Origin of the sequence: Leptolyngbya sp. FACHB-8 (assembly GCF_014695575.1) — a bacterium.
Classification (GTDB): Bacteria; Cyanobacteriota; Cyanobacteriia; order Elainellales; family Elainellaceae; genus Vacuolonema.
In genome coordinates this window covers 30,835-56,399 of record NZ_JACJOO010000087.1, presented here as the reverse complement: position 1 = coordinate 56,399, position 25,565 = coordinate 30,835, and the positions used below count along the sequence as shown (strand labels likewise).

The following is a 25,565-nucleotide window of genomic DNA, read 5'->3' as shown; positions in this document are numbered from 1 at the left end:
GGTATATATAGCCACGATAAAGGACCGGGTACGTTTGGGGGTATGGAGTCTTTGAATGAAATTGATGCTGAAGATTTAATGGCCTTCATAGTAGAAGGCCACGAAATTTTGACTCAGTTTGAGCAGGATGTTTTAAACCTTGAAAAAGGTTCTTTTGACCAGCAAAGGTTAAACCAGCTCTATCGGGCATTACACACAATAAAAGGAAATTGTGGATTTCTTCCTTTACCCAAATTGGAAGCGATCGCCCACGCTGGAGAAACCCTCTTAGATACCCTTCGAACAACTCAGCAAAACATTTCTCCAGGTGTTGCAACAGCGTTACTCCAATTAACGGACGCCATTCGACAAACGCTACACACGATCGAAGCCACGGCAACCGAAGGAGATCAGGATTATGCCGCCCTAATCACAACCCTAACCACCCTCTGCACCCCAACTACAGGTCATTCTCCCCTGCTTCCCCACTCCCCTGCCCCCCCGACCTCTACAGAAGCATTCAGTACCCAAATCCAAACATTCTCTGATTCCACCCCCGATTCAACGATTCGCGTTCACGTTGATCTCCTGGACCACGTGATGAATCTGGTCAGTGAGCTGGTTCTCGTTCGTAACCGAGTGCTGCAATTAATGCCGGGTAGCAACAATCCGGCTCTGATCTCGACTTGTCAGCAAATTAATCTCATTACAAATGAGTTGCAAGATAGCGTTATGCAGACGCGAATGCAGCCCATCAGCGTCCTCTGGCGCAATTTACCGCGCCTTGTGCGGGAAACAGCGATCGCCTGCCATAAAGAAGTAATTCTGGAGCTAGAGGGTAGCGAGACAGAATTGGATCGGAGTCTCATCGCCGCGATTAAAGACCCGATTATCCATCTTGTTCGCAATTGCATAGACCATGGCATTGAAGCACCGCACGTAAGAGTTGCCCATAGCAAACCAGCAGCAGGCACCTTAACCCTTAGAGCCTTGCAGGAGAACGGCCAGATCATCCTGGAAATTCGAGATGATGGGGCCGGTATTGACGCGGCTCAGGTTAAAGCGCGATCGCAACAAATCGGGCTCATCACTGCGACGCAAGCTGAATCATTGAGCGATCGCGAAACCTTAGATCTAATCTTTTTGCCTGGATTTTCGACCTCTGATGAAGTGACCCGCCTATCGGGTCGTGGGGTCGGTATGGATGTGGTACGGCGCAATCTTGAGTCGGTAAATGGCACCATTGAAATCGATAGCCAACTGGGATGTGGAACGACCTTTCGCCTGAAAATTCCCCTCACCCTGGCTATTCTTCCAGCGCTGCTGGTCTGTGCTGGAGGCGAGCGATTTACGATCCCCCAGGCCAGTGTGCAGGAGTTAGTTCGCATCGAAGGCACCGAACAGATTGAGAAGAGTATCGAAACCCTACTGAACGTTCCTGTATATCGACTGCGAGGGCAAATTTTACCTTTAGTCAATCTCACGTCAGTACTACAGTTAACACCCTCTGACATAGAACATGATGTTCTTTACTTTGTGGTCATGGCGATCGATGGATACCGATTTGGACTCATTGTGGATCAAATTATTGATACCCAAGATATCGTCGTAAAGCCTCTGAGCAAACAGTTAAAGTCGCTCGTGATGTTTGCAGGAGTGACGGTTTTAGGCGATGGTAAAGCAGCACTCATTTTAGATGTGGCAGGGTTAGCGCAACATGCAGGTGTGCAACGGCAGTCTGACATCAACCTCACTACCTCTGAGGTGGAACAGAGCGATCGCCAATTGATCTTGACAGTGCTTGGACCGCAAAATTCGCGCCTGGGAATTTGTCTTTCTCATGCAACTCGATTAGAGATGATCCCAGCCGAAAAGATTGAGCAGATTGCGGGTCAGTATGTCATGCAATATCGCGATCGCATTGCCTCATTGATTGATTTAGAAGCCCTCTTTACCGGGGTAGCGCGCCCTTTGCCGGAGTTTGATGACGTTATCCCCGTTGTTGTCATCTCGTTAGAAGACAACCGTACGGTCGGGCTGGTGGTGCATCAAATTCTCGACATTGCCGAAGAATCTCTCACAGTAACCGGTGCGGCGAATCGTCCGGGGGTTCAGTGCTATGCAACCGTGCAGGGCCAGATCACCGAAATGTTGGATTTGGAGGCACTGATCGATTTAGCCAATCCCTATCGGGTGTCCCAGGAGTTGATGACTGGAGTTGGGGGGTAATACCATGGCAATCCAGCAAATTTGTACCTTCTTTCTCAACAACACTCGGTTTGGCATTGGGGTTGAACATGTCCAGGAAATTATTCGACAACAACCCCTCACTCAAGTTCCCCTTGCAGCTCCAGATGTTTGCGGCTTGATGAACCTTCGCGGACAAGTCATTCCGGTGGTGGATTTACCCTGCCGTTTAGGCCTACGATCAGCACCCTGTGGAAGTGAAAAAGAAACCGTTTACAACATCATTGTGAGTGCTGAGGATGATGTTGTCAGTTTTATTGTTGATGATATTGGAGATATTTTGGAGTGCTCGACAGAAACCTTAGAGCCACCTCCAGCCACGCTTGATACCTATATTCGATCGTCTTTAACAGGTGCTTATAAACTTGAACATGATTTTCTGCTCTTGTTAAATACTCAAAAGATTCTAGATCCAGCATTAACCAGGAGATCCTAATGCCTTCTGATTCTACACAGACTGCGGAACAACCGTTGGAATCAACACCCATCACCCAGGCATCCTTCCAAGAATTGCTTGCAGCGCTCCAAACAGCCAATGCTGGTGACTTTTCCGTTCGTTTAGATGAGACGAATGGCTGGGGTGAGGTGGCTCGAGAGTTTAATCAATGGGTCAGCCGTAACCAAGCCTTTGCTCAGGGCATCAGTGAAGTTAGCCAGCGGGTTGGCGTTGAAGGAAATTTAACAGAGCGGTTAATCTTGGACGGAGCAACAGAAACCTGGGCTAGCAGTGTCGAATCTATCAATCACCTCATCCACCATTTGGTGACGCCAACAACAGAAGTCCAAAGGGTTTTGAGTGCGATCGCTCAGGGTGATCTAACGCAACGCATGCCTCTGGAGATGGATGGACAGCCCCTTGCAGGGGATCTGCAGCACCTTGGCACCATCGTCAACGACCTGGCGAATCGGCTCCATCTCCTTACGAATCAGGTCATACACGTTGCCAGAGAGATTGGCACTGAGGGGCATTTAGGCACGACCGCAGCCGTTGAAGGTGCAGCCGGCACCTGGCAAGAGCTCATTGATAGCGTCAATGCCATGGCATCTCAGATAACGGCACAAGTCCGGAGCATTGCCGATATTGTGCTTGCCGTTGCCCAGGGTGATCTGGCAAACCAGATCGAGGCCGATAACGTTGGAGAGTTCCGCGCGCTCACAGGCAACGTGAACCAAATGATTAAAAACCTGCAAAACACGATGCGCCAAATGGCAGACATTGCAACCACTGTTGCAACGGCGTCCGAAGAACTAACCGCCGTCAGTGGTGAAATGACCAACAATGCGGGTCAAACTGCTGAGCAGGCCTCTTCTGCATCGGCATCGGCAGAACAGGTTAGCCAGAATGCTACAACCGTTGCAACCGCGATTGAGGAGATGAACGTCAGCATTCGAGAGATTGCAAAAAGTGCCGCTGATGCGGCCAGAGTGGCCGCAGATGCCGTTAAAACCTCTGACGAAACGAACGTGAACATTACAAAACTGGGGCAGAGCAGTATTGAAATTGGTAAAGTGATTAAAGTCATTACCTCGATCGCCCAACAAACGAACCTGCTGGCGTTGAATGCCACAATCGAAGCCGCACGCGCAGGGGATGCGGGCCGAGGATTTGCCGTGGTTGCCAACGAAGTCAAAGAATTAGCGAAACAAACCGCAGCCGCAACGGAAGATATTAGCCAACGGATTGAAGCCATTCAGACGGATACCAAGAGTGCGATCGAGGCTATCACTCAAATTACAACCGTGATCAATCAAATTAACGATATTCAAAATACAATTGCTAGTTCCGTTGAAGAACAAACAGCCACAACCAATGAAATTGCTCGTAATGTCTCGGAAGCCGCTAAAGGCAGCTCAGACATTGCCAAGAATATTAGCGTGGTAGCGCTCAATGCTCAAACAACTACCACAGGAGCCAGCAACACCTCTGAGGCCGCGGCAGAACTTGCCCACATGGCTGCCAACTTACAAACGATCGTCAGGCAATTTCGTGTTTGAAACTTGCTCATCTCAACGGTTATTTTTCCTGCCCTTTACACGGAAAAATAACCTTTTCGACCAGATTGAAAGCACGCTCTATCGTGTTTACCTTCAATAGGTGGGCAATATCAGCCGCAGAAGCCGCAGTTCTTAAGGGACTGTGACTTCTGGTCACTAGAAAGTTAATCGAGGCAGGCTCCAAAAATTATGCTCTCAAAATTATGCCAACCATTCGGGTTTTAATTGTGGATGATGCGGTGATGGTGCGAAGCCGTCTCAGCAAAGTCCTGGCTACCGATCCTGCTATTGAAATTGCGGGAGTTGCCGCAACAGGACAGATTGCTTTAGCAAAATTGGCGCAACTCAATCCGGATGTGGTCATCCTGGATATGGAAATGCCCGATATGGATGGCTTACAAATTCTGGCGCATATTCGTCAGAATAATACCCATCTGCCTGTGATCATGTTCAGCTCTATGACAACCAGGGGAGCAACGGTCACCCTCGATGCCCTGACCTTAGGGGCCTCTGACTATGTAACGAAACCCAGCCATCTCGGAAACGTAGACGACGTTACTCAATACCTGAAAGACACCCTGATTTCGAAAATCAAAGCCCTGAGCAGAAAAGCTACTCACAAAGCGGAAACCTCACCCCTTACCTCCGTTCCTCTTCGCCAGTTCAATCGGCCGAAAGAAATGGTAGAGATCGTTGCAATTGGAGTTTCTACCGGTGGTCCCAATGCACTGGGAACCTTACTAGCAGATGTACCACCCGATTTTCCTGTGCCGATCGCCATTGTGCAGCACATGCCACCCATGTTTACCCGACTGCTGGCAGAGCGTCTGACAACCAAATGCGCACTACCCGTTCGAGAGGCGATCGCCGGAGCCACCCTCAGTCCTGGCACCATCTGGATTGCTCCCGGTGATTACCATCTCACCGTAAAACAGGTTAATTCTGTTGTGCAACTTGCTACCGAGCAAACCCCTCCCAAAAATTCCTGCCGCCCCTCCGTCGATGTGCTATTCGAATCGGTAGCCCAGGTTTATGGCGATCGCACCCTCGGCGTTATCCTGACGGGCATGGGGCAGGATGGGCTGCGGGGATGTGAGCAGATTCGCGATCGCAATGGGCAAATTTTGGCTCAGGATGAGGACAGCAGTGTCGTTTGGGGAATGCCAGGATTTGTGGCAAATGCAGGCTTAGCCGATGCCGTGTTGCCTCTCGACCAGATCATGCCAGAGATTTTGCGGCGGGTCAGCCGCGCCTCTTTCGTTGGGGGATGAGGGGATGACACAACGAGCCCTAGATTTTAACTATCTCCGAACCCTGGTGTTTGAGCAGTCTGGAGTTGTTTTGGAAGCTCACAAGGATTACCTTGCGGAACTGCACCTGGATAAACTGGCTACTCAGACTGGATTTGAGTCGATCGCCGCCTTTACCGAACATCTTAAAACCATTCCATTGAGTACCCTGCATACTCAAGCCGTCGAAGCGCTACTGATTAGCGAAACCTCCTTCTTCCGCGATCACTACCCCTTCGAAGCCCTCTGCACCTCGATTCTCCCCCCTCTCATTCAGTCACGTTCCAGCAATCGAATGCTCAATATTTGGAGTGCTGGTTGTTCGACTGGACAGGAGCCTTACAGTATTGCCATGCTCATCCGCGAATCGTTTCCAGAGTTAGCAAACTGGACAGTTCGTTTGATTGCCAGTGATTTATCAACCCGATCGCTTGACCGGGCGCGCCAGGGAATCTACAGCAATCTGGAAATTAACCGGGGACTGACGCCGGTGATGCGCGATCGCTATTTTCACAAAACCGGGCAATCCTGGCAAATTAATGATGACATTCGACAGATGGTTGAATTTCAGCAACTCAACCTGCTCCATTCCTGGGATACGCTCCCTGAACTCGATGTTATCTTTCTCAGGAACGTCCTCATTTATTTCAATAGCGATACCAAACAGTCCATTTTGAATAAGGTGCAACGCTATTTACGAGAAGATGGGTTTTTGTTTCTCGGTAGTGGTGAGACAACGTTTTACCTCGATCCTAGATTTGAAGCAGTCCACGGCAAGACAAGCCTTTACCATCGACTACGCAATTCATCGCAATAAATAACCTGAGTTCGGGTTAAGAGCGTTTTCGAGTGCCGCGCGTTGCGCGGCACTCGAAAACGCTCATTTTGGCGTGCGCTTTGCGCACGCCAAAATGAGCACTGCAGCTTATCCCGAACTGAGGTTAAATACTGTACATCCCAGCGAACCAACGAGACGGTGAACCAACTCCGCATGGGAGGATGCTTGCTTGAAACGGAAGAGGCTTACTTCTTGAACATTCCCTGCGCTTTAACCATATCTAGAAACGCAAAAACTGGCGGTGATAAAAGCGCACTGGCCAGTACCGCCATCCAGATCTCGCGATAGAGCGGTACAGGAAGACTGTAAACCTGTACATTCTCTGGAATGGGTTCCGCTGCAAGGCGGGGCATAATCGTCACCCCCAAACCCTGCGCCATCATGCTAACAATGCTGGAGTCTGCGTTGACATAGTAGTCAACATTGAGCGTTACGCCGTGGGCCTCGCAGTGGGCGTATACCTCCTCATCGTGCATATCCCCTTCCGCAAACATGATCAATGGATAACGACTCAACTGCTCCCAAGTTAATGTTACTCCTGGGTGCTGGAACGGCATCGGAATCAGCACGACATATTCATCCTCGAACACTTTCCACTTTTCGAACTCATCACCGAGAGGGCTGTCAATAAAGCCAACATCTGCACGACCTCGGCGTAAATCCTCTTCAATCACCTGGTTATTCCAGTTGTCAGAAATGCGAATCGCTACATTGGGAAACTGCTGACGAAAGCGGGCCAATACATTTGACAAAATATGCGTCGTTACACTGCGAAAGGACGTAATGCGCAGGTCACCGCCCCGCAGACTATTGGAAAGGCGGGCTTCGGTAAACATATCTTCCTGAAGTTTCACAATCTGCTGGGCATAGGCCACCATCCGTTCACCAATGGGCGTCAGATGGGCCCCGTAGCGCCCCCGGGAGAACAGCACCACCCCCAATTGCTCTTCGAGCATCGCGATCGCCCCACTGACCGACGATTGCGAAAGGCCCAACTGCAACGCAGCATCGCTGAAGCTACTGCGCTCTGCAACAGCCAGCAACGTCTGCAATTGGGATAGGGTCATGGAGGTACGCGATTTGCGTTTCATGATGGCACCAGAAACAGCAGGGTGAGGGAGAAAACCCTTCCCATAAACAGCCTTCCGATCCATCGGTAAAACCGATGGAGGCGATAGGTAGAGTATTTTGATTTCATTCTGAGCCGTTTATACAGTAGACCTATACACAAAAAATAGAACCAACCGTATGAGATTTACGACACAAAGCCCTAGAGACAGGGCAGGTTTCCTTGCGGCTTCCAAGCCGTTACAGCATCACCCAATCCGCGAAAAGATTCAGCATCTTTGGCGCCGCATGGTGATGAGTTTGAGAGAGGATGACACTGCGTTGCAAGTTTGGTTGACGCGCGATCGCTCCGGCGAGGCCGTGTGGCATGGCTACGACACTCGCACAGGTCGAGCTATCCACAATGCCTCGGAAAGTGAAGTACGTCAGTGGGTTGAGCTGCAACAGCGACAACCTGGCGCAAAATCTTGCCTGGAAGTCTGCCGATAAGCCAATCATTCAATTGGAAATAGCTTCCGGTTGGCTACTTCGGGTTAGATGCGATCGCGAGGCTCTGCCTCATTAGAAGAGACAGAGCCTCTAGCTGACACATCATTTATGTTGAAATCCCGATGATAAGAATGGAAGATTCTACCCAAATTCACATCGACCGGGATTGGAATCATTGCTAACCAATTACGTGGATGCACGTGATCACGAGTTTTTTTGTTTTCGTTAATTAGGACTTTTATCTAAGCCACTCAATTCGATTAAACACAAAACCTGAAATGCTGCGGTATCCGCTTCACGGATGTTAAAGCGTTTCAGGTTTTGTGTTTAATGATGCCAACCCATTAAGGTGCTAACAAATGGGCAGTACTGGACTCGAACCAGTGACATCCTGCTTGTAAGGCAGGCGCTCTACCAACTGAGCTAACCGCCCGCGTTCCGCTTTATCCGGAGCACGATTTACTAATGTAGCAGATAATCGCGACTTTTATGTGCAAAAAATGCCAAAAAAAGGTTGAAACATAAATTGCACCGCAGTAGCGGTGCAATTTATGTTTTATGAAATGAATGGGCAGTACTGGACTCGAACCAGTGACATCCTGCTTGTAAGGCAGGCGCTCTACCAACTGAGCTAACCGCCCGCGTTCCGCTTCATCCGGAGCACGATTTATTAATGTAGCAGATGATCGCAACACTGCAAACAAAAAATACAGCAATTCAGCAATTCTCATTTTGAAATTAGGCCCGAAAACCGCGCGCCTTCGGCGCGCGGTTTTCGGGCATCAAAGCCAAGAGTTCACGCCCGTAGGGCGTGAACTCTTGGCTTTGATGCCCATACTGAGAATTGCTGACAGCAATTCTCATTTTGGAATAAAGCTCATTGTGAAAATTGTGGTTGGAACCCAGAAAGAAACTGCACCGCTATAGCGGTGCAGTTCGCTTGTTATTAAAAAATGGGCAGTACTGGACTCGAACCAGTGACATCCTGCTTGTAAGGCAGGCGCTCTACCAACTGAGCTAACCGCCCGCGTTCCACTTCATCTGGAGCACGATTTATTAATGTAGCAGACTTTACGGGAGATGCAAGTTTTTTGAGAAAAGCCAGCAATTCTCATCTCGAGCTTTAAACCTGAGAGAGTTCGCAACCGACGGACGCGAACTTCATGATTCATTCGTATTCACCTTCGCCCATTACCTGCTTCTGCCGTCTGCCGTCTGCCTCCTGCCTTTCCCCCATTCTCACTCCCTGCTAGGATTCTAAAAATACGAATGTTCTACTGGGCTGCCCCATGCCCTCCGGCCACACCCACGATCGCATCACTCTCTGGACACTTCCCCTGGTTGGGATAGGAACCCTGCTTGCCACCGCCAGCAGTACCTCTACTCTGCTGATGGCAGGCGGTTATCTATTTGGGGGGCTTATGTTTGGGCCTGACCTGGATATTCACTCTGTCCAGTTCAAGCGATGGGGATGGTTTCGCTGGATCTGGATTCCGTATCAGGGGAGCCTCTCCCACCGATCGCCCCTTTCCCATTCCCCCATCACTGGCACAGCCCTGCGCATTCTCTACTTGCTGGTGTTGTTGGGCTTCTTCACATTTTTGGGGCTAGCGATGGTGAACCAGATCGGGCAACTGGGCTGGAGCTGGGGCGATATTTTTGGAGGAATGGGGCGATCGCTCTCCCAATACCGCACCCATTGGTTCACCCTGGTCATAGGGATCGAGCTCGGAGCCCTCAGCCATATCCTTGCCGACTGGGCCACCACCACCCGTCGTCGCTACAAAACTGAAGGATGGAAAGCCGTTCTTCCCAAGCAGAAGAAAACCCGCCGAAAAAGTAGTCGAAAGCGATCGCCCACACCCCGTAGCCGTCGCCCATAAAGGCAGAGAGCACAAGACAGACAACAAAGAACAAAAAGAACTCAAGACCTCTACCATCCTCTCTTGCCCTCGTACTTCCTACCCATCCACTTATCCACCCCCTATGTACTCCCAAACTCACCACCTCCTCCGCTCCCGTCAGGATGGCCAGTACCTCGTTGCCCGCGCTCGTACGGCAGATGCCGATCCTGATACGGCTCCTATCCAGTTTTTACTGTTATTTGGGGAGTATGCAGACGCCCTGAGTTACTTAAACACCCATGCAGCGGAGGCGAGCGATCGCTTCTCCGTTGAAACAATTCCAGGGAGCCAGTTGGGGGCATTACTCAAGCGGTGGGGCTATCGAGGCATTGGGGTGGTGAAAGATCCGCTAATCCCCACAGTGGAATTTCTTACCATTGAGTAAAGGTTAGGAGGAGAGAGTAGCAAAGCTATTCTCTCCCCCTAAATCCAGCAATTCTCATTTTGGAATCCAACCGGAAAACTGCTCGCCTGAGGCGAGCAGTTTTCCGGCTTCAAATCCGAGAGTCGTGCCCATAGGGCACGACTCTCGGATTTGAAGCTCACAATGAGAATTGGCTGCCCAAGACGATTGCACCTTAGAAGTGCGCCTCTAGCGTTATACAATGCTAGCTTGCGCAGGAGCGTGCATTATTCAACTGCAATTCTTGTGGGATGGGCATTTTGCCTGTCCGGGCGGGTGAGGGCACCCACCCCACAATTGACTGAGTTCATAACCTTAGCTTTAACCGCAGTTCTGTTTCCTTATTCATCATGACCAAGCAATATCGCATCACTCTCCTTCCTGGCGACGGCATCGGCCCTGAGATTTTGGCGGTCACCGTGACCGTATTGAAGGAGGTGGGCCAGCAATTGGGGATTCAGTTTGATTTCAAAGAAGCCCTAATTGGTGGAGCCGCCATCGACGCGACAGGTAACCCCTTGCCTGATGAAACCCTGGCGATCTGTAAGGATAGCGATGCGGTACTGTTAGCGGCGATCGGTGGCTACAAGTGGGATACACTGCCCAACGCGCAACGCCCGGAACGGGGATTGCTGGGTCTGCGAGCTGGTTTGGGTGCCTTCGCCAACTTGCGGCCAGCCACGATTCTGCCCCAGTTAATCGATGCTTCCAGCCTCAAGCGTGAGGTAGTGGAAGGGGTCGACATCATGGTCGTGCGCGAACTCACAGGAGGAATTTACTTCGGACAGCCACGCGGGATCTTTACCGATGAGAACGGAGCCAAACGTGGTGTCAATACCATGGTTTACACCGAGGCCGAAATTGACCGGATTGGCCGAGTCGCCTTTGAAGCCGCCCAAAAGCGCAGCAAACGGCTGTGCTCGGTAGATAAGTCTAATGTGCTTGAGGTGTCGCAGTTGTGGCGCGATCGCATCACCCTCCTGGCTTCCGAGTACCCCGATGTGGAATTGAGCCATATGTACGTGGACAACGCGGCAATGCAATTGCTGCGTAACCCCAAGCAGTTTGACACCATCGTAACGGGCAACCTGTTCGGCGACATCCTTTCCGATGCGGCAGCGATGCTAACCGGGAGTATTGGGATGCTGCCTTCCGCTAGCCTGGGTGCCAGCGGCCCTGGTGTATTCGAGCCTGTTCATGGTTCCGCCCCCGACATCGCAGGCCAGGATAAGGCCAATCCCCTTGCGCAAGTGCTCAGTGCAGCTATGATGCTACGCTACGGCCTCAGCGAACCCGAAGCCGCCAATCGTTTAGAACAAGCGGTTCAAAAAGTTCTGGATCAGGGTTACCGCACAGGTGACATCTACTCAGAGGGGATGACTCTGGTGGGTTGTCAGGCCATGGGTGATGCGTTGTTGAAGGCGCTGAGCTAAGGCAAAGGGTAGAGTGTATAGGTGGGCGAGTGGATGGGGCGCTGGTTGGGTCATGATTTCCTTGCTCCCCCTACTCATTCGCTCCCCTGCCCCCTTATTCCCCTGCTCTGCTTTATCAATTTATCGAGACTCCTGATAAATTTGGTTCGTTCCCTGGCTTTTTCGCTATGCTATTAGGCAACTTGGCGGGGTAAGTCCGTTGGGTAGCTCGGAAGTACGTTGATAGACTATTGGCGATCGCAATTGGAGAAAGCGTTGGTGTACACCTCACAATACACACAGAATCAACCCAGCACTGGCCTACCGATGGACTCGACTCATCATGAGTCGATGAGTTTTTCGGCGCTTCTGGATCCCGCCCTTTTGCATTCTGCCCGTAACATTTACCGAACTTTTTATGAAGTGCATCCTGAAGAGGTGCGTCGGCCTATTGGGATGGCGATCGATCGCTACACCCATCGCGGCAAGCTCATTTTTGGCACGAAGCCTGTGCTTCTTCCCCAAGAATGCTTCATCCCTTTGAATCAGATTGAATCTGACCTTTTCTAAGCCGTGTAAGGCTTTGAAATTGGCTCTTTTAACAAACCCCGGATTTTACCGTTAGTTTGTAGCGGCGAAATCTGGGGTTCTGTATATGGGGATCGTCGTAGCCGTCCTACGTTGGTGGTGTAACTTTCTCCCCGTCATTTCATAAGGAGGGTTTCACAACAAACAATGTTTATCTTCCATTTTTAATGGACATATTGAACCTGACTCAAAAAGCAAGCCCATGAACACACCTGCTCATGTTGTAGCAAGCCTCTTATTCCTGGGAAGACAAGATCAGGCTCTGACGTTAACCCCGGTAATCATAGGAGCTATCTTGCCCGACGCGCCAATGTTTGTGTTCTACTTCGTGGAAAAAGTCTTGTATAAAACTCCAGAAGCAATCATCTGGAGACAGGCCTACTATCAGCCCCATTGGCAAAATTTCATTGATTTTTTCAACTCAATTCCGCTGATTCTATTAGGGTTGGTTCTGGCACTATGGGCCGGTTCGCAGTTTGGAACATTACTGTTTGGCAGCATGATGTTGCACATGGCTGGAGACTTGCCGTTGCACCATGATGATGCCCATCGCCATTTCCTCCCCTTTTCAAACTGGCGATTTCAGAGCCCAGTTTCCTATTGGGATCCCCGACATTACGGGCATCTTGTCTCAGCCTTGGAAATTGTGTTTGTGATAGTTGGCTGCGTCATCTTGTTCAATTTGTACAGTTCATTACCTGGAAAAATTGCTATCGGGCTGATTGGCGTTTGTTACTTGGCTTATTTTGTATATGTCTTAACAGTTTGGGCTTAGGGTCGTGCATCTGGCAACCTGTCATTCTTTCTATGGGAATGGTGGTAAAGCCACCATTCCCATAGAAAGAATGACAGGTTGCTTTATTTGTGATTCTTAAAAACCATTTGGAAGGAGCCAATTACCGTGGCTTCAGCCTACTCAAAACTTGCATTGGAACTCCGAAGGGTAATTTTGCTATAGTCTAAGCAAAATTACCCTTCGGAGTTCTGATTTTAGAAAGGGGCAAGATTCAAACCTCTAGAAATTCACTTTCTTGCAACTAATCGTTAAAAAGTTACTGAAAAGGATTATTGCTCTATCTGGAAAAAGAAAAGAAAAGTTTGATGTCTGTTCTAACTGACCCCCACCTTCCCTTGGCCTATGCAATCTGGAATCTTTGCCGTTGTTACTATTGGCTCATATCGCCTTTATATAGGAGAGGTACATCATCTAGAGCAGCGTTGGAAGCCTGCTCTGGCTCAGCTCAACCAAGGAAATTATCCAGATATACAACTTCAGCAGACATGGAATAGGGTTGGAGGTAAACGTCGATTTACGTTCCACACCAGCAAGGATTTAATTGAAGATCTTGAGCTTTTAGAACGGGCTCAATTTCTGGCAGATGTTGAGTCACAAAGGACGGCAGTACCAAAATCGTCCAGAGGCTAAGAGCTGATAAAAAGGTGTTAGGACTTATACATTTTTGTTAGGTACGGTGTGTCTCGCTTACAGCGCTTTGCGCTTGAATTAGCCATGGTTGTTTTTGTGAGAACCTCGCGGAGCAAGGCTCTCACAAAAACCAGATTTTAAGCGCTTGAAAAGCGCTGTAAGAAATGATTTGAGAAATGATTGCAAAGGTTGATTTTCCGTACCCTTCGGGCGTGAGAAATCAGCCTTTGTAAGCCAGTTCTCTGGCATTAGTTTGGACAGTTTTTCTGAAACCTTTGATTTTGCGTGCGCGAAGCGCACGCAAAATCAAAGGTTTCAGAAAAACTGTCCAGAGTATTGTCTGGAATAGGACTGTAAAATTCATGCGGTCGTTAAACCGCTTTGCGCGAGGCTTTTGTGAATCTTCGCCATTGTGACTGCACAAACTTTCGCTGTTCCAAAAGATGCACGAGTACAAAAGCAAAGAACGTATAGACTAACCAGAAGTGGAGACTACGCGCTAAACCAACGACTTCCGCATTTTGTGGGAATAAATCTGGTAATGTCACAAGCCAAAAAAAGGAAACGACACCACTGCGGAAAGAATTGGATAGAAAAAAGCCTGATAAAGGAACAATTATCATAAACACATAGAGAGCTGTGTGTAACAGCACGCCACGTAACCATGCACCTGTCATTTTGGGACGTTGGCGGATAAACTTACGCCACCATACCTGCTGTAGGAAAAAGATGCGTGCCGTCAGTAAAGCTATAGTCAATGCCCCCATTGAGCGATGGAAGGTGTAGAAATTAGCCCTAACGGGGTCAATGGGTGCATGAGCCATCAGGACACCGACTATAAACACAACGACATAACAGGCTGCCATCACCCAATGCATGAGCCGTAATTGTTTGAAGGCTGCATTAATTCGTCCTTTGGGTACGGGTACCTGGGGTGCTGCCTCAGAACTCATCAGAAACCTCCTGGAATATGCTTCAGGCCGTTCATCACCTTCTACTATCTCCAATGGGTATGAATTCGCCGTGAATTTCACATAGAGTTTTTTCTATGATCGGCAAATCAAACTCTATAGGACTTACGCATTCTTGTTATGTGTGGCGTGCGAAGTACACTATACACAACAAGAATGCGTAAATCCTGTCTATAAAAGAGGCAACCAGGACTAAGCAGCAGCAATCAATCCATGTTTTAAGGTGAGAGTGCTTCGCACCTCCACCTTAAAACATGGGCAAACTTAAGCCGTACTGTACTAGGCGTGAAAAATCGACCCAATGCTTAGAAGAGTATCCCAAATACAAGATTGAGGGTTTAGTTTGGCACAGGATAAGGAACAAAGTTGGATGCTGTTTGAGCAGGATGACCCTGCACCGAATTGTCGAGTAACTTTGGACGCAAGCATAGGTACACAAGCGGCCCAAATAGGGGAACCAGGGCGATCGCCCAAAAAGCTACTGAACTTCTAATCCCCCGTCGTGCCATATCATCATCCAGCAATGACGTGATGGGAAAAACCAAACACATCAGGCAGAAGTCTAAGGAGATTAGATGAACAAAATTACGAGTTTGAAACTGTTCTACGTAATCATTCCAATCACCCAAAATGAGCGCATAGGCAATGATCAGAATCGTTGAAATTAATAAGGCGATCGCGGTAGACTTTCGTTCTAAGAGTCTCAACCATTGATCTTTTTCACCCTGAAACTCTTGATTTCGCTTCCGAAACAACAAGTACGGCAATAAACAGATCACCCCGGTGAAGTTGGATCCTAAAAAGTATGGCCAGCTCCGAAACCCCTGCATTCGCCCATCGGCAAACATGAGACAGGCATAAATCATGGGCCACACTCCCATCAAACTGAAGATGGCAGGCAAATATGCATTGAGGTCACCCCATTGCAAGGTTAGGAGTTTACGTGCCACATACCATGTGTAAGGCCGATCTAACGGGGCCAACCATAATGTGTAAGCAACAAACCCAATCCAAATCACCCAAAGTACAGCCCGTCTACCCATAGTCTTGGAGAAACTCATCTTCATTCCTAAGCTTCCAAATAAGAGAAATGCTTAACCTCTATCAATGGGGATGAGTTATTAGATAGGCAGGCATAACTGAACGTGAGGCGCAGAATGCTGTGCAACTAGCAAAGCGAACAGCACAGCATGATGTAGGCATCGGGTAAATTAGTCTCTGAAATTAGAGCCGGACTAATCAATTTTGGAGACAACTGCTAATACCTGCTTAAATTAGGTTAATTTTGTGGTTTTCATCTACCAAACTCTGCGAACTTTTTGCGAATGAAGGACAACAACTGTGCTGGATGAGGGGGTTATTAAGTTTGTTTGTAACTGGGAACAGGGGCCACCAATGGGAGCCGAGGAACTGGCAACCCTGATTGAGTGGCGCGATCGCATGTTCACTCTCGATTTCATTGGCACATATCCCAATGGCATTGGTTACGGCAACATTAGCCAGAAGCAAACTGAAACGTCTTTTGTCATATCGGGTACTCAAACAGGACATTTAGCCCACACCTCCTCCAGTCATTACACCGTTGTTGATAACTGGGATATTGAGCAAAATTCTCTCCACTGCATTGGCCCCGTGAAAGCCTCGTCGGAGTCTCTAACCCACGCCGCACTGTACGAGTATTCCCCTGAAATTCAGGCTATTATTCACATCCATCATTCAGCGCTCTGGCGTACTTACCAGTATGTTTTACCCACTACAGACGCGACCGTTCCCTACGGTACACCGGAGATGGCGCATGAAATGTGGCGACTTATGGAAGCCAGTGATTTGCCTCAACAGAAAATCCTGATCATGGCTGGGCATGAGGATGGCATTATCGCCTTTGGGGAAACCTTGGCGGAAGTGGGCGATCGCCTTCACCGTCTTCTTCCAAACTAAAGCGCATTTTACAGCGCTTTGCGCTTGAATCAGCCACGGTTGTTTTTGTGAGAGTCGCGCTCTGCACGGCTCTCACAAAAACAACCAGATTTTAAGCGCTTGAAAAGCGCTGTAAAGCTTGCTGGAAGGATTGTTTTTTCACACGAAGCGCATGAAAAAACAACCCCTATAGCAATGTGCAAGTGCGTTGAGTACAGCAACGGTGGTGTGGGGCACGAAGTGCCCCACACCACCGTACTTAATCAACCCGCACAGCGCTATAAAATAGGGCCTGTTTAAAGCCCGTTCTAGAACACGACTCATTGACCAAATCTGGAAAGTCGATTGGTATGTATTATGTACACGAATTAACTTTCGAGGTTTGTTCCAAATGTTAATTGAATTTGAAACTCTGTCCAGCCCTGATCACTGCTTACTTGAATGCTACCTCGTAAGCGATATACCAATTTCTGCACAAGGGAGAGGCCCAATCCCGTACCGCCCTGCTTCCAGTGGTCGCTTTGAGGAATGCGATAAAACTTTTCAAAAATACGCGATAAATCATCTGTGGGAATGCTGGCTTGATTACGGATAGTAATTCCGATCCTGGCAGGATGTTCAATTAAAGGAAACACATAGAGTTCAATCTGACCGAAAGCGGGAGTATATTTACAGGCATTATTTAACAGTTCAGTCAGAATACGTTCCAGGCTGTTTTGGTGAGTTCGTAAGGTTGGTAGGCTTTCAGGCAGGTATAAGCTAAAGCATTGCTGGCGCGATTGAATTCGACCTTCAAAAGCTTCGGTAATGACAGATAGCCAGGCTATCAGATCTACTTCATCGTCCAGGGGTAAGTTATCGGTCGTTGCATCCAACCGTTGCAGATCAAGTAGGTCATTGATCAGGTTGGCTTCCCGCTCACATTCGTTTTGTAGAATTTCGAGGTATTGTTGCTGCCGTGCCGGTGTTGGGGCTACCTTGAGCAGATGGATAGCCATCTTCATATTGGAGATGGGGGTGCGAAGTTCGTGGGAGACGGTGTTAAGGAAGTCGTCTTTGAGGTAATTCAGTTCGGCTAGAGTCGCGACCTGGGCCTGGATCGCCTGGTAGAGACGGGCCTGGCGAAGGGCGATCGCACACTGGCTAGCCACCTGCTGAATCAGTCGAATTTCTAACTCATCAAAGCCAGAACTTACCGGCTTAAACAACCATAAGTCACCCAATACATCCTGCTGGTCGCGAATTGGACAGGCGAATACGGCTCCCCCGCTGGGCGTCCGTTCCACCATGCAAACACTTCCTTCAGGAAACGCCAGAACCTCTTCCACCCGTCCTAAGCGGGATGGCAGAATTGAGTACTCGTAACAAACAGTTCGGCTTGCTTGATCAGGGCTATAGATTCCAGCTTCACAGGCTAATGTAGCCAGAACCGTACCCAGTTCCAGAACAGCTGATTGCAAAATGTGATTTTCGTCGAGGCTATCGCGAACTCGATCTGTGATGCGCTTGAGCAAGGCTTCATGGATGAGCGATCGCTCCAAAGCTGCCGTTCGCTGACGTACCTGATTTTCCAAGTCGGCATTAAGTAAGCGCAGCTTCTCCTCACTCGCTTTCAGGGCTCTATCAGACTGCTGCCGCTCGATAGCAATTCCAGCCAAGTAGGTAGACAGTTGAATCAGCCGAAGATCTTGGGAGGTGGGACGACAGGTTTTAGCACAGGCTATGCCCAAAGAACCCAATACATCACCATGGCTAGAAAAAATGGGGTTTGACCAGTAGGAGCGGTAGCCATACTGTAGGGCCAATTCACGGTATTGATTCCAGGCCGCATCTGTCTGCACATCAAGCGTAATCACAGACTGACGACGAAAAACCGCTGACCCACACGAGCCTTCCCCTTCACCGACAGGAATACCATTCCGCAATACCTGCTGGTAGTGCTCGGGAAAGCTCGGAGCAGCACCTAAAAACAGGATTTGCCCATCAGGGGCTAATAACAAAATCGAACATAGGCCCAGGTCGGAGAGTTCTTCAACCTCCTGAGCTAGAAGGGATAGGATTTGGGGCAGGGGGGCTGCAGTAGCAATTAGCTCTAGAACTTGATTCTGAATGTCGAGAAGCGATCGCTCCCACTGTTCTTTTGTCGGCGGGTGGGCAGTCTTTAAGCTTTTAAGACGGCTAACCTGGCGGCGCAGTTTCGCAAGCTCAGCTCGAAGTTCCTCTTGGTTTTGGTCATCATCCTGATTCAGGCCCAATGCGGAGAACTGCATAAAATTGACCTTACTCGGATCGCAAAGAGGGTTGTGATCCTAGTTTAAGGTGCCCGTCTTTTTGTGCTGCGTATCTTTACTTAGCGTTAGGCTTATTTACATCTCCTCACTAATATCATGTCGGGTTAAATTAAGATAAAAAGTGGCGCGGTGCAAAGCGCCGCGCCACTTTTTATCTTAAGCATTTAACTTTACTTGTTATAACATCCATATAGCATTACGCACTGCAACCTGGCCTAACGATTCGTCACTGCGTTATGCACAAGCTTTAGAGCAATTTTAAGCCACTCAGGCAACAGGATCCTTCTGGAACTCGGGCAGAGGCAGTTCGGCTAAATGCTTCCAGCAGACCGTGCAAGCCGGGAGGTTATGACCTTCGGCGTAGGGTTGGTGAACTGTGTCAAGCCAGTCAAAGAAAGCGCGAAAGTTGTGGGCGATCGTTTCCGCATCACTCTCTACTGTACCGAGTTGAAAGTGAGGAGATGGGTTTTCGATCGCAAAAGGACAGGCATGAAACTTACCTTCGGTGGTCAGCACAGGATAGCAATGGGGACAGCGAGCGCTTTCTTTCGCTCGCTCGGCCTCTCCTGTAAACGGATCAACACCCCGCCCCGAATCAACCACATCAGGGTGACCAATCGCGATCGCCCCCTCATGTTCCCGCTCATACTGCTCCAACAACTCCAGAGACTTGCGGGGCATTTGAGGAGCCCCATCTCCCGTGGTAATGGAATAGTTGAGAGAGGCTGTAGTTTTGTGCAGCGGATCGAATTCAAGAATTTGTAATAAGCGTTCTGCTTGAATACCATTGGAATAGATCACGACCACTCCAGAGTATCCATGCTGACGGAGATAGGCGATCGCCCATAAGACATTTTCATGATTCAGCGTGGGTTCACCACCATAAAACTTGATGGCACCCAACGCATTCGTCATCACAGTACGCAAGGCAGCATCCAGGTGTTCTGTGGTGTATTCCACTAACCATCCTTTGGGGCTGCCGAACACCGTGCAAAATGAACAGTCACGGTTGCACTGATTGCCAGGATAGAGGTGTAACTCCACCAGGCGGTTTTCATGGATTTCGCCTTTATCACGAGGAGGACGTTCCTTAAAAATCATAGATCAATGGGGCTTTAGAGTAGGGGGAACTGGTATCCATTTATGCCGAAAGATGTCAGGCGATCTCTTGCTCCCAAATCTGTTCCAAACGGGTTGTGTATTCAGCATTGACAACCGGAACTGTGTCTTGTGTTAGGGTTTTGAGCGGCATACCATAACTGGTTTCCGTAGCCGTAAATTGCTTCTGCAATTCTGGAGAGATTTTGCTGACATCTAGTAATGGCGGGTCACCCCAGACATCGGGCTTAAATTTTTGCAGTTGTCCCTCTGGGCTAGCGAGAATATTGGCAAGAATCATGGCTCCGGCCGGATTGTTTGCATTAACTGGAATGGCCGTAAACGAAGGGTCATTGAGGGAAATGCCGGGCATCGTGAAGGCGCGAGTACTTGGAGGGAGTTGCCCCGTGGCCAGCCCTTCTGCCACGCTAGAGACAAAGATAGGCATCATCCAGATTTCACCGTTGGCAAATAATTCAGTTAAGCGATTCGCTGTAGGTGGGTAGGTTTCACCTTTACGCCAGAGGTGGGGTTCCAGTTGTTTCAGATATTCCACGAGCTGGGGTGATTTTTCATTCCAGAGGGTTTCCTGAAATTCGGCCCCGGCATACTGGTCATAGCCGCCCGTGGTGCCATAAAGCGCCGTTAGAAGGAAGCGGCTGCCATCAAAAGCGGGTGGAGCGACATAGGCAAAACGGCCGGGATTGGCCTGAGCCCAGGCTAACAATTCCTGAAAGTTTTGCGGGGGCTGGGGGACGCGATCGCCATTCACAGCCATTACATAATAAGACCCCGTGTAGGGCGCTTCGTAACCGTCGATAGGTAGACCAAAATCAGACAGAACAGCAGGATTGCTCAGGTCATAATGCTGCATCGCAGGCAGTTTATCCGTGAAGGGACCGTAGAGCAAGTTGCCCTGCTTCATCGTGCGAAAGTTTTCGCCATTGATCCAGATCAGGTCAATACTGCCACCTGATTTGAGGCCCGCCTGCACCTCGCTGACAACCTTGTTCACCGCCTCCACCGTGTCATTCAGAGGAACCCGGTTCAGGGTGACACTGTACTCACTCTGCAATTTCGACCCGACCCAATCATCGGCAAACTTGTTGATGTTGTCACTGCCTCCCCACATGGCCCAGTTGACCGTAGTTCCCCTGGCAGCGGCGACAATCTCGTCCCAGGTAGCCGTCTTAGGGTCGAAGGCTGACTCCTGAGATTGAGACGAGCCATTGGAAGCACAGTTCGTAACCAGCGTGGCGAGACAGGCACCCGCGGAAAGGGTTAAAAAACGACGACGAGGTAGATAGAGAGTCATACGAAAGAAAATCGAAGGGTATTCGTCAAAAACGGGTAGGTCAGGACACATGTAAGGGCGTACCGGCAGGCTCTGCTGTCGGGAAACTCCAGAGGGCTTCGGGAGGAAGGTGAACCCAGACTTGCTGAGCGATCGCCCACTCGTGCACCGGGTTCACCCAAGCCTGTATTACGAGTTCCGACGCCAGAGACAGCGTAAGCCGCCGCTGCGTCCCAGTAAACCGTTGGCCCATAATTTTTGCAGCGAAGGTATTGGTTCCGGAGGACGGGTGGTTCAACACACGCACCTGTTCGGGTCGGATCGTGACGTGAACGGTCCCTTCCTGGGCCGTGGCGCTACTGAGGGTTTCCCCAGTGGCCAGTTGCCATCGATGGCCGTAGGCCTGGGCCGGGAAGAAGTTAACCCCCCCCATAAACCGAGCTGTACTCTCATCGCAGGGTTGGCGATAGAGTTGCTCTGGGGTAGCCACCTGGCGCAAACGGCCCTCAAACATCAGGGCAATGCGATCCGAAAGTACCACCGCTTCCGCCTGATCATGTGTTACGACCAGCATAGTCACCCCAGTTTGAGCCTGCAAGCGCAGGATTAGATCCTGCATTTCCTCGCGCAGGTTTGCATCCAGGGCTGACAGGGGTTCGTCCAACAACAGGAGTTTAGGGGCGATGACCAGGGAACGAGCTAGGGCAACCCGCTGAGCCTGCCCACCAGAAAGCTCGGAGGATTTGCGATCGCCAAATCCCTCCAACTGCACCTGTCGCAACATCTCCGCCGCCTGTGCATCGCGCTCAGCTCGGCCTATCCCCCGCATTTTCAAACCAAACGCCACGTTTTCCCCAACGGTCAGGTGAGGAAACAGCAGGCCCCGTTGCAGCACCAGCGCCACGTCACGCTTTTCCGGGGGAATGGCATTGAGCGTCTTGCCATCCAACTGAATGACGCCAGAGTCTGGCCGCAACACCCCCGCCACCATTTGCAAGGTGGTGGATTTGCCACACCCCGATGGCCCCAATAACGACAGAACTTCCCCCGAGCGAACCTCTAACCAGAGATCGCGCACGGCAGCAATCGTATGAAAGTACTTCGTCAGATTTTGCAGAACTAGATGACTCATTCTTCTCGTTTCAAACGCTTCCTAAACCACCCAAAGTCGCATCGTTCTGCAACGTTTTACTCGCTACAACTAGAAATATAAAACCTGGAATCACGGACGTAATAGCTACGGCCGCGATCAACCCATTGTTGCCCCCTTGTAGCAAGGTGAACAGTACCATTGGGAGGGTAAAAACTTTCCCTGCTCCCACAAAAAAAGTCATTAGAAATTCATTCCAGGAAATCAGAAAGGCGAATAGCGCCCCTACCGCGATGCCCGGCGCAATCAGCGGGAGGGTGACCTGGGAGAAGACCTTGAAGGGGGAAGCGCCGAGCGATCGCGCCTGAATTTCATAGCCCACATCAAAATTGGCAAAGACACTGGACAGCACCAGGGTCATATAGGGAATTGTGGGCATCAGATGCACCAGCACAACCCCCAGCAAAGTTCCGCTCAGCCCTAAACGAATCAACACGAACTGAATGCCCATCAGCGTAGCCAGGGGAGAGACGATAATGGGGGTCAATAAAAACAATTTCAGAATAGGTTTACCGGGAAACTCCATAAGGCCCATAGCGCGACCTGCAGGGAGGCCCACCAGCAGAGCCAGGAGAGTCGTGATGAGGGCGATCGCCAAGCTTTGCACAATCCCCTGACCAACACGGGAACTGGTGGCGAAAATCTGCTGCCAGTGCTCCAGTGTCCATTGCTGAGGCACAATCTGCGGAAAGAACCAGCCCTTCGCCACCGACCAGAACAGCAGGGGCAAAAAGGGCAGCAGCAGAGCCAGAATCACAAGCAGCAGTAAAGGCTGACGAACGGATAGAGGCATACTCAACGGTTGGGGAGTTTAGGGGCAATGGCGGCACGCGATGCGGTTGTAACCCACAGGTATAGGGCAATCACAGCAATGGAGATAGCCGAGAGGGTGAGGCCAAGGGCGATCGCCTCAGGCCGCCGCGCTAAATCGGTATCGGTGAAGGCCCGATAGACATATACAGGCAGGGTGCGCGACTGGATGGCTCCCAGCAAAAAGGGCACTTCAAACGAGGAAAATATGAAGCCAAAGACGATGAGGCTGGCCGACAAAATCCCCGGTTTCATCAGCGGCAATGTGATGTTCCAGAAGCATTGCCAGGGAGTTGCACCCAAAGCCCGAGCTTGCTGTTCATAGGCTGGGTTAAGTCCGCGTAGCACCGCCAGCAGTATTAGCGTAATGAAGGGAATTTCCTTCCAGAGAAAATGAATGAGGACGCCCATACTGGCTCCATCGTTGACCAGCAGCGGAAAGTCTTGATCTGACTGAATCCACCCCAGCCCGAGAAAAATACGGGCCAGTAAACCACTAGGGGCTAGCAGCAGCAAAATTCCAACGACTCCAACCAAATGGGGGATCGGTAGCGTAATTTGGCAGGCCAGGGTTGCCCACCGCCCGGCAGAGCGCAACAGTAGCGCCAGGGCAATGCTGAGCAAGGTGGAAAGTGCAGTCGCCACGATCGCAATGTAAAAGCTTTGCAGGAGCGATTGCCAAAATTCGGAGTTAGAGAAAGCGGCCTGATAAGCGTCCAGGCTCAATTCTCCCGGCCCTAGTAGGGTAAAGAACCCCAAGCTCTGAAGCAGAGCCAGGATGAGGCCACCCCCAAACAGAACGCCTATGATGCTTAGAGCCGGAAGGAGGAGTAGATAGGGCTGCGATCGCTGCAATAGCGCACTCAGCCAATGATTCTCCTGTGGCTGACGAAATATCGGGATCATTGCAGGTACGGCCATCCCTCCAGGAAACTGCCGATTTACGATAGCACTTATAGCGGTATCCAAGTTGATTAAGTACAGAAGGGAGTGTATGGCACGTGGCACCACACACTCCCTTCTGTACTTAATCAACTCACACAGTGCTGCATATCACCCTTTCCGGCCTGATGAGGTACGAGGAATATGGGCTAGTGGGCTATATTCCTCGTACCTCATCAGATTAGAAGATGTTGTAGCTGAGCAGTAGGCTTTTAAAATATCAACCGCTGCAAAAACAATTGTTCAGCTCAGCTCAGGCTACGTGTCTAAAGTTCCTGTTTTTACGCCCACTCACACAAAATCAATCGTTTTACTCAAACCTTGCATCAGAACTCAAAACCTCTATTTTTCGTGACTGTACGACGAAAAAATAGGGGTTCTGAGTTTTGGTTTTGCAAAGGTGCAAGATAAGGGTTTAACTAATAGTCTGACCCATGAGTTATTGCTGTGTTCGATCCTATTGCGGTAACGCGTGAAGTTAAGCACTAAACACCCCTTTTGCCAACCCAGACTGAATACAATCATCTGGTATTTTCCTAGTGAGTGAAGCCTAAAATCAGCAATTCTCATTTTGAAATTAGGCCCGAAAACCGCACGCCAAAGGCGCGCGGTTTTCGAGCATCAAAGCCAAGAGTTCACGCCCTACGGGTGTGAACTCTTGGCTTTGATGCCCATACCGAGAATTGCTGGCCTAAAATAGGGGCGTTAGACAAAGTCCTCCTATCTTTCAGACCTTATCCAACCGGAAAGGTTATAAAAATACTTGAATAAAATTTATACCACCCTATGAACCTGATCGGTAATTCTTCTATCATGGGGGGGATGACATGTAGAATACAAGGTCTACCCCGTTAACCGCTTCTACTTAAGCAAGCTCATCCGTTTCCAGGCTCTCGATACCCTTTGCATCAAAAAATCCGGACTGCCTAACGCCTTCTAGACAACTTCGAGGATTTCTGATGGGAAAGAGTGGGTTATGGGAACTCTTTCTGAAAAGGGGCCTGTCGTATATACAACTGAATAGAACCGGCCTTTCGTCAGAATTTAAACCCTTCTCTACAGGAACGCACATGATGGGACTGAAATCAATTCCAAATCTGTTGTACCAACGGCTATCCGAATCTCTGCAAAATGGTAATGAAATTCGCATTCGTACACGGGAAACAGGATTCGTAGGAATTCCCATTCATCTCGATGAAGAGTTCGTTGAAGTGGTTTATCTACATGTCAGCGAAGCTGATGCACGAGATGAAAGCCCCTATGCACGGACTGTTTGGCTCATCAAGCTATCAGAAATTACAGCCGTTGCTTACCCAATGCAGTCGTGGTCTAAGAAGGATTTAGAATCTCTTCTGCACGCTGAAAAACTGGTTTCAGATACCGATCAGCGATAGTTTTTCAAGCACCCATCCGCTGATTAACACACACTTAAAGCGGACTTAGGAACCCAGGAA

Annotated in this window: 22 protein-coding genes and 3 tRNA genes; 13 read left to right on the top strand and 12 right to left on the bottom strand. The window is 49.7% G+C overall.

What is annotated here, in order from left to right; all coding sequences use genetic code 11:
- Positions 1 to 42: 42 nt before the first annotated feature.
- The 5 genes from H6F91_RS25085 to H6F91_RS25065 all read left to right on the top strand — a co-directional run bounded on the left by H6F91_RS25085 (position 43) and on the right by H6F91_RS25065 (position 6,327).
- Positions 43 to 2,208: a chemotaxis protein CheA gene (locus tag H6F91_RS25085; protein ID WP_190773407.1), complete on the top strand. Its 2,166-nt coding sequence runs from the start codon at positions 43 to 45 to the stop codon at positions 2,206 to 2,208.
- 4 nt (positions 2,209 to 2,212) lie between these two features.
- Complete coding sequence (locus H6F91_RS25080) at positions 2,213 to 2,662, top strand: chemotaxis protein CheW (RefSeq protein ID WP_190773408.1); 450 nt, start codon at positions 2,213 to 2,215, stop codon at positions 2,660 to 2,662.
- A complete protein-coding gene (locus H6F91_RS25075) occupies positions 2,662 to 4,221 on the top strand; it encodes a methyl-accepting chemotaxis protein (protein ID WP_190773409.1) in 1,560 nt (519 codons plus the stop codon). Before H6F91_RS25080 ends, H6F91_RS25075 begins: the two co-directional genes overlap by 1 nt.
- 203 nt (positions 4,222 to 4,424) lie before the next feature.
- Positions 4,425 to 5,492, top strand: a complete 1,068-nt coding sequence (locus tag H6F91_RS25070) for a chemotaxis response regulator protein-glutamate methylesterase (RefSeq protein ID WP_190773410.1) — start codon at positions 4,425 to 4,427, stop codon at positions 5,490 to 5,492.
- A gap of 4 nt (positions 5,493 to 5,496) precedes the next feature.
- A complete protein-coding gene (locus H6F91_RS25065) occupies positions 5,497 to 6,327 on the top strand; it encodes a protein-glutamate O-methyltransferase CheR (protein ID WP_190773411.1) in 831 nt (276 codons plus the stop codon).
- 206 nt (positions 6,328 to 6,533) lie between these two features.
- On the opposite strand, the gene H6F91_RS25060 is transcribed toward H6F91_RS25065, so the two are convergent.
- On the bottom strand, positions 6,534 to 7,439 hold the full coding sequence (locus tag H6F91_RS25060; RefSeq protein WP_242035976.1) for a LysR family transcriptional regulator: 906 nt from the start codon (positions 7,437 to 7,439) through the stop codon (positions 6,534 to 6,536).
- A 157-nt stretch (positions 7,440 to 7,596) separates the two neighbouring features.
- On the opposite strand from H6F91_RS25060, the gene H6F91_RS25055 reads away from it, so the two are divergent.
- Complete coding sequence (locus H6F91_RS25055) at positions 7,597 to 7,905, top strand: hypothetical protein (protein WP_190773412.1); 309 nt, start codon at positions 7,597 to 7,599, stop codon at positions 7,903 to 7,905.
- A 360-nt stretch (positions 7,906 to 8,265) separates the two neighbouring features.
- On the opposite strand, the gene H6F91_RS25050 is transcribed toward H6F91_RS25055, so the two are convergent.
- From H6F91_RS25050 to H6F91_RS25040, 3 genes are all read right to left on the bottom strand, one after another.
- Positions 8,266 to 8,338, bottom strand: a tRNA-Val gene (locus H6F91_RS25050).
- 135 nt (positions 8,339 to 8,473) lie between these two features.
- A tRNA-Val gene (locus tag H6F91_RS25045) sits at positions 8,474 to 8,546 on the bottom strand.
- A 313-nt stretch (positions 8,547 to 8,859) separates the two neighbouring features.
- Positions 8,860 to 8,932 (bottom strand) — tRNA-Val (locus tag H6F91_RS25040).
- Between the two features lie 262 nt (positions 8,933 to 9,194).
- On the opposite strand from H6F91_RS25040, the gene H6F91_RS25035 reads away from it, so the two are divergent.
- From H6F91_RS25035 to H6F91_RS25015, 5 genes are all read left to right on the top strand, one after another.
- Entirely contained in the window at positions 9,195 to 9,788 is a 594-nt protein-coding gene (locus H6F91_RS25035; protein ID WP_190770499.1) for a metal-binding protein, read from the top strand.
- A 103-nt stretch (positions 9,789 to 9,891) separates the two neighbouring features.
- Complete coding sequence (locus H6F91_RS25030; RefSeq protein ID WP_190770498.1) at positions 9,892 to 10,194, top strand: hypothetical protein; 303 nt, start codon at positions 9,892 to 9,894, stop codon at positions 10,192 to 10,194.
- A 368-nt stretch (positions 10,195 to 10,562) separates the two neighbouring features.
- Positions 10,563 to 11,645, top strand: a complete 1,083-nt coding sequence (gene leuB / locus H6F91_RS25025) for a 3-isopropylmalate dehydrogenase (RefSeq protein ID WP_190770497.1) — start codon at positions 10,563 to 10,565, stop codon at positions 11,643 to 11,645.
- Positions 11,646 to 11,951: 306 nt separating this feature from the next.
- Entirely contained in the window at positions 11,952 to 12,194 is a 243-nt protein-coding gene (locus tag H6F91_RS25020; protein WP_190770502.1) for a hypothetical protein, read from the top strand.
- A 313-nt stretch (positions 12,195 to 12,507) separates the two neighbouring features.
- A complete protein-coding gene (locus H6F91_RS25015; protein WP_242035974.1) occupies positions 12,508 to 12,987 on the top strand; it encodes a hypothetical protein in 480 nt (159 codons plus the stop codon).
- 1,022 nt (positions 12,988 to 14,009) lie between these two features.
- Here H6F91_RS25015 and H6F91_RS25005 read toward each other — a convergent pair.
- On the bottom strand, positions 14,010 to 14,591 hold the full coding sequence (locus tag H6F91_RS25005; RefSeq protein ID WP_190770494.1) for a cytochrome b/b6 domain-containing protein: 582 nt from the start codon (positions 14,589 to 14,591) through the stop codon (positions 14,010 to 14,012).
- A gap of 356 nt (positions 14,592 to 14,947) precedes the next feature.
- Positions 14,948 to 15,670, bottom strand: a complete 723-nt coding sequence (locus H6F91_RS25000; protein WP_199308044.1) for a hypothetical protein — start codon at positions 15,668 to 15,670, stop codon at positions 14,948 to 14,950.
- A gap of 280 nt (positions 15,671 to 15,950) precedes the next feature.
- Here H6F91_RS25000 and H6F91_RS24995 point away from each other — a divergent pair, with 280 nt between their 5' ends.
- A complete protein-coding gene (locus H6F91_RS24995) occupies positions 15,951 to 16,547 on the top strand; it encodes a class II aldolase/adducin family protein (protein ID WP_347280083.1) in 597 nt (198 codons plus the stop codon).
- 347 nt (positions 16,548 to 16,894) lie between these two features.
- Here the strand turns inward: H6F91_RS24995 and H6F91_RS24990 are convergent, their stop codons facing one another.
- The 6 genes from H6F91_RS24990 to H6F91_RS24965 form a co-directional block, all read right to left on the bottom strand.
- A complete protein-coding gene (locus tag H6F91_RS24990; protein ID WP_190789533.1) occupies positions 16,895 to 18,796 on the bottom strand; it encodes a GAF domain-containing protein in 1,902 nt (633 codons plus the stop codon).
- A 288-nt stretch (positions 18,797 to 19,084) separates the two neighbouring features.
- Positions 19,085 to 19,918 carry a radical SAM protein gene (locus H6F91_RS24985; protein ID WP_190789532.1) on the bottom strand — a complete coding sequence of 278 codons (834 nt, stop codon included), beginning with the start codon at positions 19,916 to 19,918 and terminating at the stop codon, positions 19,085 to 19,087.
- A 55-nt stretch (positions 19,919 to 19,973) separates the two neighbouring features.
- Complete coding sequence (locus tag H6F91_RS24980) at positions 19,974 to 21,230, bottom strand: ABC transporter substrate-binding protein (RefSeq protein WP_190770491.1); 1,257 nt, start codon at positions 21,228 to 21,230, stop codon at positions 19,974 to 19,976.
- A 40-nt stretch (positions 21,231 to 21,270) separates the two neighbouring features.
- Positions 21,271 to 22,341 (bottom strand): ABC transporter ATP-binding protein, encoded by a 1,071-nt coding sequence (locus H6F91_RS24975; RefSeq protein WP_190770490.1) that lies wholly within the window; start codon positions 22,339 to 22,341, stop codon positions 21,271 to 21,273.
- Positions 22,342 to 22,351: 10 nt separating this feature from the next.
- Positions 22,352 to 23,152 (bottom strand): ABC transporter permease subunit, encoded by an 801-nt coding sequence (locus tag H6F91_RS24970; protein ID WP_190770489.1) that lies wholly within the window; start codon positions 23,150 to 23,152, stop codon positions 22,352 to 22,354.
- Between the two features lie 2 nt (positions 23,153 to 23,154).
- Positions 23,155 to 24,090 carry an ABC transporter permease subunit gene (locus H6F91_RS24965; RefSeq protein ID WP_190770488.1) on the bottom strand — a complete coding sequence of 312 codons (936 nt, stop codon included), beginning with the start codon at positions 24,088 to 24,090 and terminating at the stop codon, positions 23,155 to 23,157.
- A gap of 1,091 nt (positions 24,091 to 25,181) precedes the next feature.
- Between H6F91_RS24965 and H6F91_RS24960 the strand changes: the two genes are divergently transcribed.
- On the top strand, positions 25,182 to 25,505 hold the full coding sequence (locus tag H6F91_RS24960; protein ID WP_190770487.1) for a hypothetical protein: 324 nt from the start codon (positions 25,182 to 25,184) through the stop codon (positions 25,503 to 25,505).
- Positions 25,506 to 25,565: the final 60 nt, after the last annotated feature.